Genomic DNA, 16,158 nt, shown 5'->3' on the forward strand with positions numbered 1-16,158 from the left:
TTTCATCTCAATTTCACCTCCTCCCCTCCTATCATAATAGCTTGAAAACGCTGAATTTGCTCCCCTGTTGCGTATTTCCGGTATTTTTCGAACAAGGCTGAATAACAGAAACAATCCTCATATCGTCTCATCCTAAAGGCCAAAACCAAACAGCATAAAGTTTCCTCGATCCCGTCTTTAAAGTTTTCTTTGGAAAATTCATAAATTGCTTTTTGATACCGGAATCGAACGTGCTGATCCATCCCGATCATATCTTGCAAAGAACAGAAACCGCCGATTTGATCGGAGAACAGCAGCAGTACCTTATCGATGCAAAAACCATACTTATTGGCCGACTTCAAAATGGTTACTAAGCCTGGCAAAATTTCGTCCGGATGATCAACCAAGTAGGCGGCATATTCGGCAATAACAGCTTCTTTTCCCATGAGTACGTCAAGGATATACAGATTGGCCTTCGCGTAAACCTTAAAATATTCAACCTCCTGCTTTCCTTCATAGTCGAGGCCTTCAAACCATCCTAAATCAGCATATTTCCGGAACTCCCTGTTGCTTTTCTGACCTCGTTCAAAAGAAGCTGCATCCTAATTACGATCATGGCTAGTTACTAAAGATATCACTGACCCAAGAACACATCTCATGAATTTTTTCGTTCGCACTGTATGTCCCGATATTGAAATCACAGAAAAGAGAACAGTATACTTAGGCTACTTAGTTGTGATTTTGCATTTAAGCCAATACATTCAATATGCAATTTACGCAGGCCTATAAACCGGTCCATTCAAAGAACGCGGTGATCCAATCATTCAAATTAAATTTTCTTTCTAAGAATATACTCAACCATTCCGCAAAACCTATCAAAACAATGGTCACGAAAATCCCTATTTCCCTCGCGTTTTTTTGCTGTCTAATCATGAGAGCGGTGCTAAGGCCCAGTGAAACAGCAATAAAAATGATAAACCAAATCATGATGAGCCTTCCTTTGGTTGTCTCTTAAGTCGTTTTATCCAAGTTATTACAAGAAGAAGCGTAGGGAAAATACAACCGAAAAACAACGAATATTCAAAATAAGAGCGTCTGGTAAACACAGTATTCTCTATAACATTATCAAACCCTAACGTAAGTCCGGATATAAGCAATATAAGCGATATTGCAAGCCACGATTTGTCGCGGACCTGAAATAATTGGCGGATTCCGTGCACGGCGCAATAATAAGTAACGGACAGTTTTATAAAAATAGCGACGAGCAAAATAAGAGCAATTGTTGATTCCAAATGCTCGAAAAACGTTCCGATGTGGATCTCCTGCACGATCACGAACATGGGGTACGTTTCGCGCGAAGCTCGAGTGACGCCGAGAACGCCTATGATAAAAAAAGTAATGCCGCTTAACGCCAGTGTCGCGACAACAATAGCCATAATAAAACTTAATTTCTTTTTGCTTTGAACATACGGCAACAACATCAGGAAAATATGAGCATCCAGAAATGGAAAAGCGATCAGGGCTCGGGTTTCTTTTACCGTCTTCCATACATTCATTCGAAACATTCCCTGAAAACGATCCGAATTCCATTCGTAAAGCGCGGCTAGAAATATAAAAATAAACGTGAGAGTAACAATGGGAATCATTAGTTCTGCGGCTCTCGAAATCGTTTCGATTCCTTTGATTACAGCATAACAAATAATGAGAAGAAACATGACATGGAGCACAGTTAAAGGAGTGCGCTGCATCATCGTTAGCTTTATGAAATCCCCAATAATTCGAATGACGAAGGCGGATAGATGCACAAAAAATACGACATAAAGCAGTGCTATCACCCTGCCAACCCCTTTTCCCGCGGCCTTGATACAAATCTGGATAAGGGTTTCTCCCGGGTAATGCTCGGCTAGTTTAATCCAAATCAAGGCCATAAGAACTCCTGCGGCTCCCGCCCAGAGCGGGACCATCCATGCATCCTGTTTCGCCGTGAGAATAAGGCCGCCCGGCCAGAAGAAAAAAGAGGTCCCTAGCAAGTTACCGAAGAGCAAAACAAAAAACTGCCAAGTACTGATTTGAGCTTTCTCCATGCTTTTAACTCCCTTGATACGGATTGTCGATCTCTCCGATATCGATAACTTTGCTTTGAACCGACAGTCGAAGTTTTGTTTGCTGCCAAGCGTTCCTCTGGTTTCGTATGCTCTCCCATGCTTTGCCGCGCTTGTACTTAATTGCTTCCTCTAAACCGAAAAAGTCCCATTTTTTCCTCATCGCGCTTTCAAAAAAATCAGTCACCTTCTTATCGACTTGTTGATTAAAAGCTTCTTTGATTTCCTTCATGTTCTCCAGAGTTAATTTATTCCTTTGTTCATTCTGCATGATGAGGAGATTCGTGCTGATATCCACTTTCCAGGTGACCCCCTCAGTGCCGATGGAGAGACGTTTACGGACTTTCGTTTTAGTTGCTTGAATGTCAACCTCGCGCCCGTTAACTACCAACGATTCGAAGAGTACCTTGTTTTCCCCTTTCAATAAGTAGTAATAAGTCATCTCACGCATCGGCAATTTTCCGATCATGCGGTCCTTTCTAAATACGGCCCCGCCGTTCAGTATGAAACTTCCTTTATTTGCATTTATTTGTTCATAGCGATCTGTCGTGGACAATGGCTTCGATCCACTGATGCTCAGCACAGGCAAAACCGTTAGGATGGAAGATTCCATATTCTCCATCAAATCTTTTATTCGCGATTTTTTGCTTACTCTCCCGGTCGTTTCCGACTCGAGCTCAATCAGGGAACGCAAATATCGTCCCGGTAATCTCTCTAGCGGGGTATACGTCATCATGACATCGGAAAGCGGAGAATCCGTAACGAATAAATAAAGATCGGAACGTCTGTTGTACTGTCTCTCAAAAAAGTTAAGGAATGTTTGCAAGCCTTGTCTGGCGTACCGTTCGGTCACGATCTCCGACTGATAATGATCAGGAAACAAATTCCGCGGCATAATTTCTGCCGTTTTCAGTGATAAATCCCGAATGTTGAATCCCTCAACTTTATAGGTATACACTGGGGACTTGATGCCGCTGCTTTTTGTGGACGCAACCGCCTCCGGGTTAACTATTTGATAATAGACAATAAATTTTCCGGTCTCCGGATCCGAATCTACGCCAATTAGCTCCGCAATCGCCAATTGAGTGATTTCTACTTTATCCCAGCAACCCGTTAGGCAAACCGAAAAAAAAATGATCAACATCATTTTCTTTAACATTTCATGGGTTACTCCTTCGTTTTTTCTTCGTTCGATTCATCCTGGGATACGAATTCATCCATAAACGGGGTAATCGTACAAGAATATCTTTCCAGTCGGACGTTGTTATAGGAGCGATCGGAGTCAGATAAGGGACACCGAATGACTTTATAGAAGCCAGATGTACCACCGTGAATAATACACCGCACAAAACACCATAAAATCCCACCGTCCCTGCCAAAATCATATAGAAAAATTGAAGAATCCGCTGAGTAATGCCGAAGTTGTACGTCGGTGCCACAAAATTGGATATCGCCGTGACCGAGACGACAATAACCATGACAGCCGAAACAAGTCCTGCTTGCACGGCCGCCTGACCCAATACCAGCGCGCCAACAATGGAGATGGTTTGTCCTGCAACTCTCGGCATGCGAAGGCCTGCTTCGTGCAACACCTCGAACGTGATCATCATGACTAATGCTTCAATGATAGCGGGAAATGGCACCCCTTCTCGCTGAGCCGCGATGCTGATTAATAAAGAGTGGGGAAGTAGCTCTTGGTGATAAGAGACGACCGCAATATATAGCGCAGGTATTAACACGGCCATGAGAAAAGAGAGTACTCGCAGCCACCGCAGCAAAGTGGCAATATCGGCTCTTTGATAATAGTCTTCCGGCGAAATAAACAATTGAAAAAAAGTAATAGGACCGATCAATGCATCCGGAGAACCGTCAACAAGCACGCCTACTCGCCCTTCCAGAAGGTGCGAAGCTACCACGTCTGGACGTTCAGTATCAAGTATTGTGGAGAACGGTGACATCGTCTTATCCTGAATCCATTCTTCAATATAGTTGCTATCGAGCACGCTATCGATCCGGATCGAATGAATGCGGTTTCGGAACTCATCGACTACGCCTTCGGGAGCAAGATTTCCTAGATAAAGCAAGTTGACCTTCGTCTCCGTTTCTGTTCCAATCACAAACTGTTCTATACAAAAATGAGCATTTTTGATTCTTTTGCGCAAGAGAGATATGTTAGTAGCTAAATCTTCCGTAAATCCTTCCGCCGGTCCTTGGACAGTAGACTCAATCAAAGGTTCGGTTACGTTTCGGTGAGCCGATTTGGAGGTATCCAATACTAATATCTGACTCATGCTGGAGAAAACTAATAGACAATGGCCGTTTAATAAGCCTCGAATACATTGCTTTAATTCTTTGGTTACCTCAATTGAGCTAAAAGGAATTCTACTCTCTATAACATCGAGAGCATTCTTAGACAATTCCAATTCACAGGCTAGAGACGGTTCAGATAAGAATCGAAGAACACTTTGTTCTATTCCCGCTTTATCCGCTAAGGTTTGAATGAACAAGCAATAGCCGGAAACCTCCGTCGATAGCGCGAGCTTGCGGTACACTAGATCCGGCGGATTGCGCAACACTCCTGCAATTTGCTGAACAAACGCCTCCGGGTTTTTGCCGTCATAATTAGAGTACTCTGACTCTGTTGTCTCCCTTACACTCATGCGCAAACACCTTCAATCGCGGTTGTTAGTTCCAGTATTTCCGTGTATTAAACCTGATAAACACTTTGCGTTTTATAATTTACTGATGTACTCAAATAACGTGTAGAAATCTGTAAATTAACTGGTAGCCTGCAACTCTGCGCTTTATCAAGAAAAACCGTCAGGGTAGATCTCTCTGACGGTCTTTTTGGGTTTGGAGGATATCTGAGACTTTGTATTCGTAGCCATGTACACCAATGTAATGCTCAGGGTACATTTCTCCTCCACAATGTTCGCATCCAAATTTAGGCGGCACACTTGGATCTCCACCATCCATTCGGTCAAAATCTCTTACGACTCCCAGCGGTATCGTTTCTTCCTCTTTACATTCCAAACAAACATAATTGACGTGTTGGTTGTCCATCATTCGGCGACTCGCGCTCACCGACGACTCCTTTTTCTTCTTTACGACTTTTCGTTTCTTCGACACCGGTGAGATCTCGAATCATCCTCTCTAGCGTGGCTTTCGTTGTTTGACAGGAGGCATATTTCACCCGCAGTTGGCCTTCCTCCAAGCAGACTTCTCCCTTGTACTCAAGGTAACACTCACATTTCAGACAGACCATCGGGTCTTTCCCCGTATTTGCTTGTATCCGCTCTCTCCATTTTCGTCTAATCAGTTGCTTCACTTTCACCAACGTCCGCTTCACTGTTGCTTGCCATGCCTTTACCTTCTCTTGCAGATATTCTTAGACCGCCTTGCATACACCCCGTAGTGCCGGTCTGCGAATGTACCTGCCTATATATCCAAGCTGCGCTTTCACATTTCCACTTTGTTTTGGCGCATGCACATAGAAGCCTTCCTCATTCTCCAAGTAGGCCTTCTGCAACAACGGTTGTACCTTCCGCTTCTCTTCTTCCGTCAGTGATCTGCAGATCAACTTCAGCACCACGGTCTGCCACACTTTTCGCAGCTTTTGAAATGGAATGTAGTCGTACGTTTTCCACTCTCCGTTTGCCGTCATCCCTCCCATCGTGACCAACATGTGCACATGGGGATTAAAGTTTAACCTCGATCCAAACGTATGTAAGCCAGCTATGACTCCAACTTTCACTTTGTGCTTCTTCTCAAAATGCTCTTGCACGACTCGTACCGCTTCGTCCATGAAATCTTTTAGCATCTCTCGATGCCTCAGGAAAATGTCACGTAGCCCTTCATCGATCGTGAAGATCATATGGCGGTGATTGACCTGGAACACATCTTCCGCCATCATACGGCTCCACTCTTCCGTCTCTCCGCACGAACAAGTCGTGCAAAATCGTCCTTTGCACCGATAAGGAACTCTTCTTATATCGTGGCAGCCTTCGCACACCAATAGCTTGAACCCGTTCTTTGGATTCCCGCAGCCCAGAAACTTACCCACTTCTTTCTCAACCGCAGGTCGAATCCGCTTCTTATGCTTCACAGAAAACCATTCCCAGTTTTCTTGAAATATCCGCTTCAGTACGTTGTTCTCCATTTTCTTACCTTAACAAATTTTCTGAAATAGGGTAATGATTTTATACTTTCTTATCTGTTGAAAAAGCTTCCCGCGAGCCGCTTTCGGCGGTTCACGGGAAGCTCTGTTATCCGATCCGTTGGCCTTCCAGCCAGCGGACCGCCTCTCCAAAATGGTCACCCGACCGCACTAAAGCAGCCGACGCTTCCTGCCTGTCAATCGCAAACCGGTGCATCAGAATCGCCAGACGCGCATCGCCTTCGGCCTTCCGGGCCAGCTCCTCCGCCGTCGTCCGGTCCGCTCCGGTCGCTTCGCTTATGATGCGCACGACCCTCTCGCGCAGCTTGGCGTTCGTCGCCTGCACGTTCACCATCAGGTTGCCGTACACTTTGCCGAGCTGAACCATCACCGTTGTGCTGATCATGTTCAGCACCATCTTTTGCGCGGTGCCGGCTTTCATGCGTGTCGAACCGGTAACCACCTCGGGTCCGACCGGCACCTCGATGCCGTGTACCGCCGCCCGGCTAAGCTCGGTGTCCGTGTTGCACGAAATGCCGACGGTTACGGCGCCGATGCGGTTGGCCTCGCAGATCGCCCCCAGCACATACGGCGTCCGGCCGCTCGCCGTAAGGCCGACGACCGCGTCCGCCGCCGTCGCATAGCGCGCGATATCGGCTGCCCCGGCTTCCAGGTCATCCTCCGCGTTTTCGACAGCGTTCACCATCGCCGTCTCGCCCCCGGCAATGATGCCGCGCACGAGCGACGAATTGACCCCGAACGTCGGAGGACACTCGGACGCGTCCAGAATGCCAAGCCGGCCGCTCGTTCCGGCCCCGATGTAATAAAGCTTGCCGCCCTGCTTCAGCCGCGCCGCAATCGCGGTGATGGCTTCTTCGATTTGCGGCAGCGCGGTTTGCACGGAAGCGGCAATCTTACCGTCCTCGCTGTTGATCGTCTCGATGATTTCCCGCACGCTCATCCGGTCCAAATGAACGGACTTGGCGTTGCGCTGTTCCGTTACCGGCTGACGTTGTTCGTTATGCGTCATAAAATGTCCTTCCCTTCCTGGTTCCCTGACCGCAATAGCTGCCTTTCTCGTCCCGTCTTACTTGACCGCGCCTGCCGTCATGCCGTCCATAAACTGCCTGGAGGAGACGGCGAAGAGTACGATCATCGGCAGCGACGACAAGGTCAGGCCCGCGAACAGCACGCTCCAATCGGTGGAGTATTCGCTGAACAATGTCAGCATGCCAACGGGAATCGTCTTTTTCACTTCGTCTTGGATGAAGATCAGCGGGAAGAAGAAATCGTTCCACACCGTGATGAAATTCATGATCATAACCGTTCCGAGCGCCGGTCTCATCAAGGGCGCCACGATACTCAGCAGCAGGCGGAGATCGGAACAGCCGTCGATCCGCCCCGCCTCTTCCAACTCCTTCGGCAGCGTCCGGAAAAATCCGGTCAAGATCAGGACCGACATCGGGATGCCGATAGCCGTATACATCAGAATCAGCGAAGTAACTGTGTTCATCAGCCCCAAATTTTTCATCAGCATGAACAGCGGGACGATGCCGAGCTTGACCGGAATCATCATGCCGAGCAGGAAGAAGAAGAACAGCGCCGGATTCCAGCGGAACGGATATCTGGCAATATAGAACGATGCCAGCGACCCGGACAGCAGGATCAGGGTTACGGATACGACGCTGACCGTCAGGCTGTTCCAGAAATAATCGAAGTAAGGCAGCTGGTCCAACAGCTTCTTATAGGCAGTCATGCTCCAAGCCTTCGGCAGCCCGATCGGATTTTTGAAAATGTCGATGTTCGTCTTGAACGAAGACAAGAGCATCAGAACGATCGGATAGAGGCTGAGGAGCGCGAACAGACTGGCGATAACATAATGCGATGCGCGTAATGCCGGATTTGTTTTCACGAAGCGTCTACCCCCTTTCTAATACTCCATGTCCCGCTTGCGAACATAGGCCATAAACAATGCGGACAGTGTAGCGATGATCAAGAACAGCACGACCGCCAGCGCCGAGCCCAAACCGACCGCCACGCCGTCGCCCGACGATCCGCCGAAAGCCGTACGGTAAAAGAAAACCGCCAGCGTATCCGTCGAATAGTACGGCTCCCCTTGCGAGCCCTGCATCGCATATACAAGCTCGAACGCTTCGAACGCGTGGATGAACGTAAATACGGTAAGGATGACAATGGACTGCGTCATCATAGGCAGAATGATCGAGCGAATCAAGCGGAAGCCCTGCACCCCGTCCAGCCTCGACGCCTCGATCACCTCTTGGGAGATCGACTGCAAGCCTGCAAGCAGAATCAGCACCGCGAAGCCGACGCCAAACCAACTGTTTGCGAGAATGATCGCTGTCAGCGCCGTGTCCGGTTCGCCCAGCCACGGCCTCGCCCATTCGGCGAGACCGATGTTCTTGAGCGCGAAGTTTACGACGCCGGAATTCGGGTTCAGCATCAGCTTCCACAGAAAGCCGACGACGATGACCGACAGCAGCCGTGGCACGAAATAGGCCATTTTGAACAGCTCCGCGCCCTTTATTTTCGTGTAAATAATATACGCCAAAATGAAGGCGATTCCATTTTGCACGATCATTTCAAGTATAAAATAGTAAACGTTATGCCCAAACGCGTTCCAGAACAGCCCGTTGAACGGCTCCGTCGTAAACAGCTTGACGAAATTGTCGATGCCGACAAAAGCGCCCTTCTGAAGCCCCTTCCAGTCGAACAAGCTGTAGCTGAAAGCCGCTACGATCGGATACACGACAAACAGCGTGTAGACGGCGAGGGCGGGAACCGGGAACAGGTGGATGATCCCTCGTTTCCAGTTCAAACCCGGCTTCCGTTTGCTCGTGCGGTCCCATACCGCCGCTTCTCGATTCATTGCGCCCCGCCCTTTCTATAAAGTTTGTGTCGACCGGCGGTTTATTTGGCCGCGGGCTTGAACCAGGAATCGGCGCTCTTCTGCACGATATCCGTCACCGTGTCCGGTTTTTCCTTGCCCAAAAACATTCCTTGGAGTGTCGTCTCCAGCGTAGCCTTGGTCGTCGGATTGCCTGCACTGAAATGCACGACCATCGCATACGGCGTGGAATTAGCGGCAGCGAGCTGAATCATTTTCGCGACGAGCGGGTCGGAGGATTCCACGCCCGGAATCGTGCTCGGCTTCTTCAGATCGTCGGCCACCATCTTGCCGAATTCCTTCGTCGTCATGAACTCGATAAATTTCAAAGCCGCCTGCTTGTTCTTGGACGCCGCGTTAACGGCGAACGAACCGTCCACCCAATTGGTCACGCTGGCCTTGCCGTCCGCCTTCACGGGAGGAACCGGGAACAAATCGAGATCAAGATCCGGGTTCATCTTTTTCATCACCGCAATTTCCCAGTCGCCCATCACGATCATGCCCGCCTGCTCGGTGACGAACAGATTGCGCATGTCATCCATGCCGAGACCCGTATAATTTTCCGGGAAATATTTTGTCAGTCCTTGGAACATCGTGATCGAATCGGTGAACTCTTTGCTTTTGAAGTTCATTTTGCCTGTGATCAGGTTGTTGACAAACTCGGTGCCGCCGTAAAATTGCGGGCCGAGCGCACCGTGCGTCAGGGACAAAATCCAGCCTTCCTTGGAGCCGAAGGCAAACGGCGTAATCTTGTTCTGTTTCAGCGTATCGGCCGCCTTCATCAGCTCGTCCCACGTTTTCGGCTCGGACAGGTTAAACTTTTTGAACAGCGTTTTGTTATAAAAAATTTGCGTCGAGCTGTAGACCGTCGGCACGCCGTATACTTTACCGTCCTTACCGGTCGCGGCCATTTTCGCTTCCTTCGGAATCGCTTCGAGCCCCTTGACGCTGGCGAGCGGCTCCAAGTAGTTGGCGTCGGCGAGCGCGATGCCGGCCGCATACGGCCTGAGATGGATGATGTCGGGGCCGCTGCCGGTTTGCAGCGCCGTATTCAGCACCGTGTTGTATTCGGTATTCTTGGTCGGCTTGAATTCGATTTCGATGTCGGGATTCGCCTTGTTGAACGCTTTAATGATCTTCTCATATACTTCCTTGTCTTCCGTCCGCCAGCTGCCCATCGTCAGCTTGACCTTCTGGCCTTCCGTCTTCTGTCCTCCGCCGCCATTTGCCGTCGGCGTTTCCTTGGCTCCGTCTTTCGACGGGCTGCTGCAGCCCGTTGCGATCAGCGATATGGCCGCAGCGAGCGCGATTGCCGTTTTCGTTGTCTTTGTCCCCTTCATTCTTAAGCCCTCCCTTGGATGATGATCCTCTATTTATCCTCAATGAGCGAGGTATAAACCGTCGTATGCAAAACCGGCCGCAGCTCCCGCATGATTGGACTTCGTCCGAAGTGCACCGCGTTCGTCAAGAAGACGACAATCAGCTCGTGAAACGGGTCGATCCACAGGCTCGTTCCGGTAAAGCCGGTATGTCCGAAGCTGCCGTGCGGCCAAGACGCCCCGCAAGCCGGCGACCGCTCCTGACCGTGCCATAGTTCCCAGCCGAGCGCCCGGCCTTGATACGGATTGCGGAAGCAACCGTCGATCGTTTCCCTGCTTAGCAGTCCTCCGCCGTCCGGGTCAAGCCATGCTCGGGCGTACTTGCGCAGGTCGTCCGCCGTTGTGAACAGCCCCGCGCTGCCGCTGACGCCTCCGAGGTGATAGCTCTTCTCGTCATGGACGACTCCATGCACATACCCCGTACCATCGTCCAGCGGTTCCGTGGCGGCGATTCGTCCACGCAGCTCGGGCCGCGGATTGAATGTCGAATCGGCCATCCCCAGCGGGTCGAACACATAACGGCGCGCGCACGATTCCAGCGATTGCCCGGATACGACGGCAGCGACTTCGCCGAGCAAAATCATCCCGAGGTCGCTGTACACTGCCTGCTCCCCGGGCTCCGCCACCAGCTCCTGCTTCAGCACGAGAGGGATGACATCCCGGCGCTCCGTCCGTTTGGCATAAGGAAGCTCAGGAGAAAGCCCAGACGTATGCATCAGCAGATGGCGCAGCGTCACGTTCGGATGGCGGAAGCCGGTAATATACGCTTGGGCGGGATCGTCCAGCCGGAGCCTTCCCTGTTCCCCCAGCGCCAGAATGACCGGCAAGGTCACCGTGATTTTCGTTAACGAAGCGACATCGAACATCGTTCGCTCGGTTATCCGGCACTCGGCGGTGCCGTCCGAATAAGACCCGTAAGCTTGGCTCCATCGAACGTCAGTTCCCAGCGAGATATCCACAACGGCTCCGGGAATCGCCTTTTCCTTCACCCAGCGCCGGATCAGCCGGTCTACCTCGTTCCATTTCTTTGGATCGGTCATCTCTCCATCGCCGCCCCTCTCTCTAAAGTCGACGTCATTTTGTAAACGCTATCATTTGTTTTATATTCATATTATAAAATATAATTTCATTTTGTAAATAGTGACATGAAATTTTATTCCTGTATAAAAAAATCCTTGCGCCTAAGCGCAAGGATTTCGATCATTGGGCATCATGAAAAATAAGCCCCAGACTGTAGCGCGTACCTGATGTAATCGTACTTACGCCGTGACGGAGCGTCGTCCGGTACGTCCCGCGCGTGCCCTGCACCGGACGATGCTGCGTCGGAAAAATAAGACCGGCTCCTTGCTCCAGCGCAATCGCATGGCCTCGGGACTGCGCTCTTGGCCTTTGCTCGACCAGCAAAAATTCGCCGCCCGCATATTCCTTTTCCCGCTGATTCAAGACAAAAACGACCTGGAACGGGAAAAACACATCCCCGTACATATCTTGATGCAGGCAGTTATAGCCCCCTGCCTCGTACTTTAGAAGCAGCGGCGTCGGACGGGTCTGTCCGTGCTCATGGCAGCGTTCCAGAAATTGCGCCAGCTCGGGAGGATACACGGCTTCCCGACCAAGCTGCGTCTGCCAACGATTCGCCGTTTCGGCCAGCCGGGGGTAAAACGAGACGCGCAGCTCCTGCAGCAGCGGCGGCAGCGGTGACTGGAAATATTGGTATTCGCCGATGCCAAACCTGTACCGGGCCATATCGATCCGGGTCCGGAAGTGCGACTCCACCTCATACATGCCTATGAGCTCGCGGCACTCGTCATTCCGCAACAAAGGCGGAAACGCTGCAAAGCCTTGCTCATCCAAGGCTTGTTGGATCGAAGGCCAATCCAACCCCGCGACGCGCTTTGTGATAGATTCCGTCATACCAAAGGCTCCTTCCGTGATAATTTAGCTGCCTTCATCATAACCAAAAAGCCCTGCAGCGTCTTTCCATATCATGCTTACCTATTTAGGGTTACGGCAGACGCTGTATGAACCCTCCATTTTTACCAAATCGGGCATGTGACGGGACTCCCTTTCGAGGAACTTGATAAAATCAAAAAAAGAGACCGCCCCTCGGCAAAACATCTGCCTCTGGAACGATCTCTTATCAGTACCCCATTCATCTAGCCTAAAACCTGTCTGTCCACGCCCAGCCGACGGTTGGCATCAAGCCTCGCCGCCCCCGGCAGTCCGGTTCGCTTCGGCCCGGCTCACCGCAAAGTCGGCCAGCAAACGCGCGCCGTAGCCGGTCGCGCCAGCCGGGTAATAGCCGCGCGCAGCCTTAGCTTGCACGGTGTTTGCCATGTCGATGTGTACCCAGCGCATCGTCTCGGCCACGAAGCGACGCAGGAACAACGCCGCTACAATGGCTCCGCCGTACGAAATCGGCGGAATGTTGTTCATGTCGGCGTAATCGCTGCGCAGCAGCTCCTCGTAGTCGTCGACCAGCGGCATCGGCCACAGCCGGTCCCCATTCGTCTCGCCGATGGCGGTCAGCGTCTCGACCAGCTTGCGGTCACCCCACGCCCCTGCGACGCTCAGCCCGAGCGCTTCGCCGACGTTGCCCGTCAGCGTCGCGATGTCGATCACTTCCCGTGCGCCGAGACGCCCGGCGTGCAGCAGCGCATCGGCCAGCACGAGGCGGCCTTCCGCGTCGGTGTTGCCGACCTGCACGGAAAGGCCGTTCGGGTACGTGACCACCGTGGATGGCACGAACGCCGCCGCGTCGGGCATATTGTCCGCGACCGCGATCAGCGCGACGATGTTCGCCTGCAGCTCCGAGCGGCTGATCATATCCATCGCTCCAAGCACGGCGCAGGAGCCGCCCATATCGAACCGCGCGTCGCTGATATCCCGTCCGGACTTGACGTTCATACCGCCCATATCGAACGTGATGCCTTTGCCTACGAGCGCCAGCAGCGGCTGCGACGGATCGGTGCAAAACGTCAGCTCGATGAGCGCGGGCTTGTACCGGCTTCCCTGCGCGACGGTCAATAGCCCGTTCATGCCCAGGTCCGCGAGCTCCTGCTCTCCATAGACGCGAACGTTCACCGGCCGCTCCGCAAACCGCTCCCGAACCATCTCAACGAGCGATTCCGGATGCAGCACGTTCGGAGGCTCATTGCACAGGTCGCGCGCAAACATGGCCCCTTCCGTGCGAATGGCCGTCTGCTCCAGCGCTTCCTCATAGGAAGCCTCACTGGCGCATACAAGGTGCAGACGCTCCACCGTACGGGCTTCCTTGCGGGACTTGTATTTGTCGAACGCATACGAGCCGAGCAGCCAGCCCTCCGCCCAAGCCCGCACCGCTTCTTCCTCGGAAAGCGCGCCGTTCAGCGCCCGGACGAACGATTCCAGCATGACGTTCACGGTCGCGAAGCCTTCCTTATGGACCGCTCTGGCCGCATTCCCGGCCGCCTCGCGCAGCCGTTCGGCATCGACCCTCGCTTCCGGTCCGAGTCCGAGGATCAGTACGTGCGCCTCTTCGCCACGGCCGTAAAACCAAGTGACCGCGCCGCGGGCTTTCATCGTCGGCCGCAGCTCCAACTGCGGAACCGGCTGCCCGGCGTGCTCCGGGCACAGATAAACCGTGACATCCGCCGTTTGAACGAATCCTGTCGTGATCTTCATCCTTTGCTCTCCCCATGCAAGTGGCAAGCCACGTAATGGCCCGGCTCCTGCTCTTGGAACACGGGTGCTTTCGTCCGGCAAACATCCATTGCAACCGGGCAGCGGGTATGGAACCGGCAGCCGGACGGCGGGTTGACCGGGCTGGGCAGGTCGCCCTTCAGCACGATTTTCTCGCGCTTCAGCCGCGGGTCCGGCACGGGCACGGAAGAAAAGAGCGCCTGCGTATACGGATGCAGCGGCTTTTCGTAGATCGCGTCCTTATCCGCGAGCTCGACCATCGAGCCGAGATACATGACGCCGATCCGGTCGCTGATATGCTCGACGACGCTCAGATCGTGGGAAATAAACAAGTACGTCAGCCCGAGCTCCTCCTGCAAATCCTGCAGCAGATTCAGCACCTGCGACTGGATGGACACGTCGAGCGCGGATACCGGCTCGTCGGCCACGATCAGGCTTGGCTTCACGGCCAAAGCGCGGGCGATGCCGACGCGCTGACGCTGGCCGCCGCTGAACTCGTGCGGGTAGCGCTCGCCGTGGAACGAGCTTAAGCCGACGACCTCGAGCAGGCGCTGCACGTCCTTCTCCCGCTCCGCCGCCGACATTTTCTCGTGAATAAGCAACGGCTCGGCGATGATGTCCTTGATCTTCATGCGCGGGTTAAGCGACGCGTACGGGTCCTGGAACACCATCTGCATCTGCCGACGCAGCGGACGAATGCGGGACTCGTCCAGCTTCCCGATCTCCTGCCCGTCGAACCAAATCTCGCCTTCGCTCGGCGCCAGCAGCCGCGTAATCAGGCGGCCCGTCGTCGACTTGCCGCAGCCGCTCTCGCCGACGATGCTGAACGTCTCGCCCTTGCGGATGGAGAAAGATACGTTATCCACCGCCTGCAGCAAAGCCGGCTTCCCGAACCACCCTTTCTTGATCGGAAACACTTTGCGCAGGTTTTTCACTTCCACCAGCGGTTTCGTCACGCTTCCCCTTCTCCCTTCGCGCTATCGTTCTCATAGAGCCAGCAGCGGCACTTTCGGCCGCCAGTTGTCTGTTCCAGCTGCGGCTCCCGCTCGCGGCAGATGTCCATTACCGCCGAGCAGCGGGGAGCGAACTTGCAGCCGACCGGCATGTTCGTCAAGTCCGGCACGTTGCCGGGAATCGATTCGAGCCGCCGGTGATTCTGGCGCAGCTTCGGCACCGAATGAATAAGCCCCTTCGTATACGGATGCTGCGGGTCGTCGAAAATATCCAGCACGTTCCCTTCCTCGACCACGCGTCCGGCGTACATGACGATGACGCGGTCGCACATTTCGGCCACCACGCCCAAATCGTGGGTAATCAGCATGATGGACATGTCGTTCTCATCCTTCAGCTTCTTCATCAGGTCCAAAATTTGCGCCTGGATCGTCACATCCAGCGCGGTGGTCGGCTCGTCGGCAATGAGGAGCTGCGGGTTACAGGACATCGCCATGGCGATCATGACCCGCTGCCGCATGCCACCCGAGAGCTGGTGCGGATATTCGTCAATGACATCCTCGGCGCGCGGAATGCCGACCAGCTTTAGCATATGAACGGCATGCTCCCGCGCCTTGCTTTTATCGTATTTCAAGTGCAGGCGGATCGCTTCTACGAGCTGCTTGCCGATCTTGAGCACCGGATTGAGCGACGTCATCGGCTCCTGGAAAATCATCGCGATGTCTTTGCCGCGGATACGGCGCATGTCGCTTTCGGACAGCGCGACCAGTTCCTTCTCCTGAAAACGGACCGTTCCCCCGACAATGCTCCCCGGCGTGCCGTGCAGCAGCCGCATGACGGACAAGGACGTGACGCTTTTGCCGCAGCCGGATTCTCCGACCAGACCGAGCACTTCGCCTTTGTTCACATGAAAGTCGACGCCGTCGATCGCGTTGACTTTGCCTTGATCCCGGGTGAACTGTGTCTTGAGGCCTTTCACGTCAAGTAGTTTTTGAGTCATTCGCG

The 16,158-nt window shown here is 52.8% G+C and carries 14 protein-coding genes and 1 pseudogene; all 15 read right to left on the reverse strand.

The annotated features are described in order from the left end of the window. Positions 1-2 precede the first annotated feature (2 nt). Positions 3-425, reverse strand: a complete 423-nt coding sequence (locus BLO51_RS04345; RefSeq protein ID WP_090667315.1) for a hypothetical protein — start codon at positions 423-425, stop codon at positions 3-5. A gap of 337 nt (positions 426-762) precedes the next feature. Beyond that, the gene (locus BLO51_RS04350) at positions 763-966 is read right to left on the reverse strand and encodes a hypothetical protein (RefSeq protein ID WP_090667320.1); all 204 of its coding nucleotides are present in this window, start codon (positions 964-966) and stop codon (positions 763-765) included. Next, a complete protein-coding gene (locus BLO51_RS04355; RefSeq protein WP_090667323.1) occupies positions 963-2,063 on the reverse strand; it encodes a GerAB/ArcD/ProY family transporter in 1,101 nt (366 codons plus the stop codon). Before BLO51_RS04355 ends, BLO51_RS04350 begins: the two co-directional genes overlap by 4 nt. Before the next feature lie 4 nt (positions 2,064-2,067). Further along, positions 2,068-3,240 (reverse strand): Ger(x)C family spore germination protein, encoded by a 1,173-nt coding sequence (locus BLO51_RS04360; RefSeq protein WP_090667325.1) that lies wholly within the window; start codon positions 3,238-3,240, stop codon positions 2,068-2,070. A 1-nt stretch (position 3,241) separates the two neighbouring features. Further along, positions 3,242-4,741: a spore germination protein gene (locus BLO51_RS04365; RefSeq protein WP_090667329.1), complete on the reverse strand. Its 1,500-nt coding sequence runs from the start codon at positions 4,739-4,741 to the stop codon at positions 3,242-3,244. Positions 4,742-5,103: 362 nt separating this feature from the next. Further along, a pseudogene (locus BLO51_RS04370) lies at positions 5,104-6,240 on the reverse strand (IS91 family transposase). Positions 6,241-6,346: 106 nt separating this feature from the next. Then, positions 6,347-7,267, reverse strand: coding sequence for an N-acetylmuramic acid 6-phosphate etherase (gene murQ, locus BLO51_RS04375; RefSeq protein WP_090667332.1), 921 nt, complete (start codon positions 7,265-7,267; stop codon positions 6,347-6,349). A 57-nt stretch (positions 7,268-7,324) separates the two neighbouring features. Further along, positions 7,325-8,149, reverse strand: coding sequence for a carbohydrate ABC transporter permease (locus tag BLO51_RS04380; RefSeq protein WP_090667335.1), 825 nt, complete (start codon positions 8,147-8,149; stop codon positions 7,325-7,327). An 18-nt stretch (positions 8,150-8,167) separates the two neighbouring features. Then, complete coding sequence (locus BLO51_RS04385) at positions 8,168-9,124, reverse strand: carbohydrate ABC transporter permease (RefSeq protein WP_245719528.1); 957 nt, start codon at positions 9,122-9,124, stop codon at positions 8,168-8,170. A gap of 41 nt (positions 9,125-9,165) precedes the next feature. After that, on the reverse strand, positions 9,166-10,482 hold the full coding sequence (locus BLO51_RS04390; RefSeq protein ID WP_090667337.1) for an ABC transporter substrate-binding protein: 1,317 nt from the start codon (positions 10,480-10,482) through the stop codon (positions 9,166-9,168). 29 nt (positions 10,483-10,511) lie between these two features. Then, a complete protein-coding gene (locus tag BLO51_RS04395; RefSeq protein WP_090667340.1) occupies positions 10,512-11,561 on the reverse strand; it encodes a serine hydrolase domain-containing protein in 1,050 nt (349 codons plus the stop codon). A 160-nt stretch (positions 11,562-11,721) separates the two neighbouring features. After that, positions 11,722-12,435 (reverse strand): 2OG-Fe(II) oxygenase, encoded by a 714-nt coding sequence (locus tag BLO51_RS04400; RefSeq protein ID WP_090667343.1) that lies wholly within the window; start codon positions 12,433-12,435, stop codon positions 11,722-11,724. A gap of 285 nt (positions 12,436-12,720) precedes the next feature. Beyond that, complete coding sequence (locus BLO51_RS04405; RefSeq protein WP_090667346.1) at positions 12,721-14,184, reverse strand: leucyl aminopeptidase family protein; 1,464 nt, start codon at positions 14,182-14,184, stop codon at positions 12,721-12,723. Continuing rightward, entirely contained in the window at positions 14,181-15,158 is a 978-nt protein-coding gene (locus BLO51_RS04410) for an ABC transporter ATP-binding protein (protein ID WP_090667349.1), read from the reverse strand. The genes BLO51_RS04405 and BLO51_RS04410 overlap by 4 nt, the downstream gene beginning before the upstream one ends. Then, positions 15,155-16,153 (reverse strand): ABC transporter ATP-binding protein, encoded by a 999-nt coding sequence (locus tag BLO51_RS04415; protein WP_090667352.1) that lies wholly within the window; start codon positions 16,151-16,153, stop codon positions 15,155-15,157. Before BLO51_RS04415 ends, BLO51_RS04410 begins: the two co-directional genes overlap by 4 nt. Between the last annotated feature and the right edge of the window lie 5 nt (positions 16,154-16,158).

This window comes from Paenibacillus tianmuensis (assembly GCF_900100345.1).
In the GTDB taxonomy this organism is placed as follows: Bacteria; Bacillota; Bacilli; order Paenibacillales; family NBRC-103111; genus Paenibacillus_G; species Paenibacillus_G tianmuensis.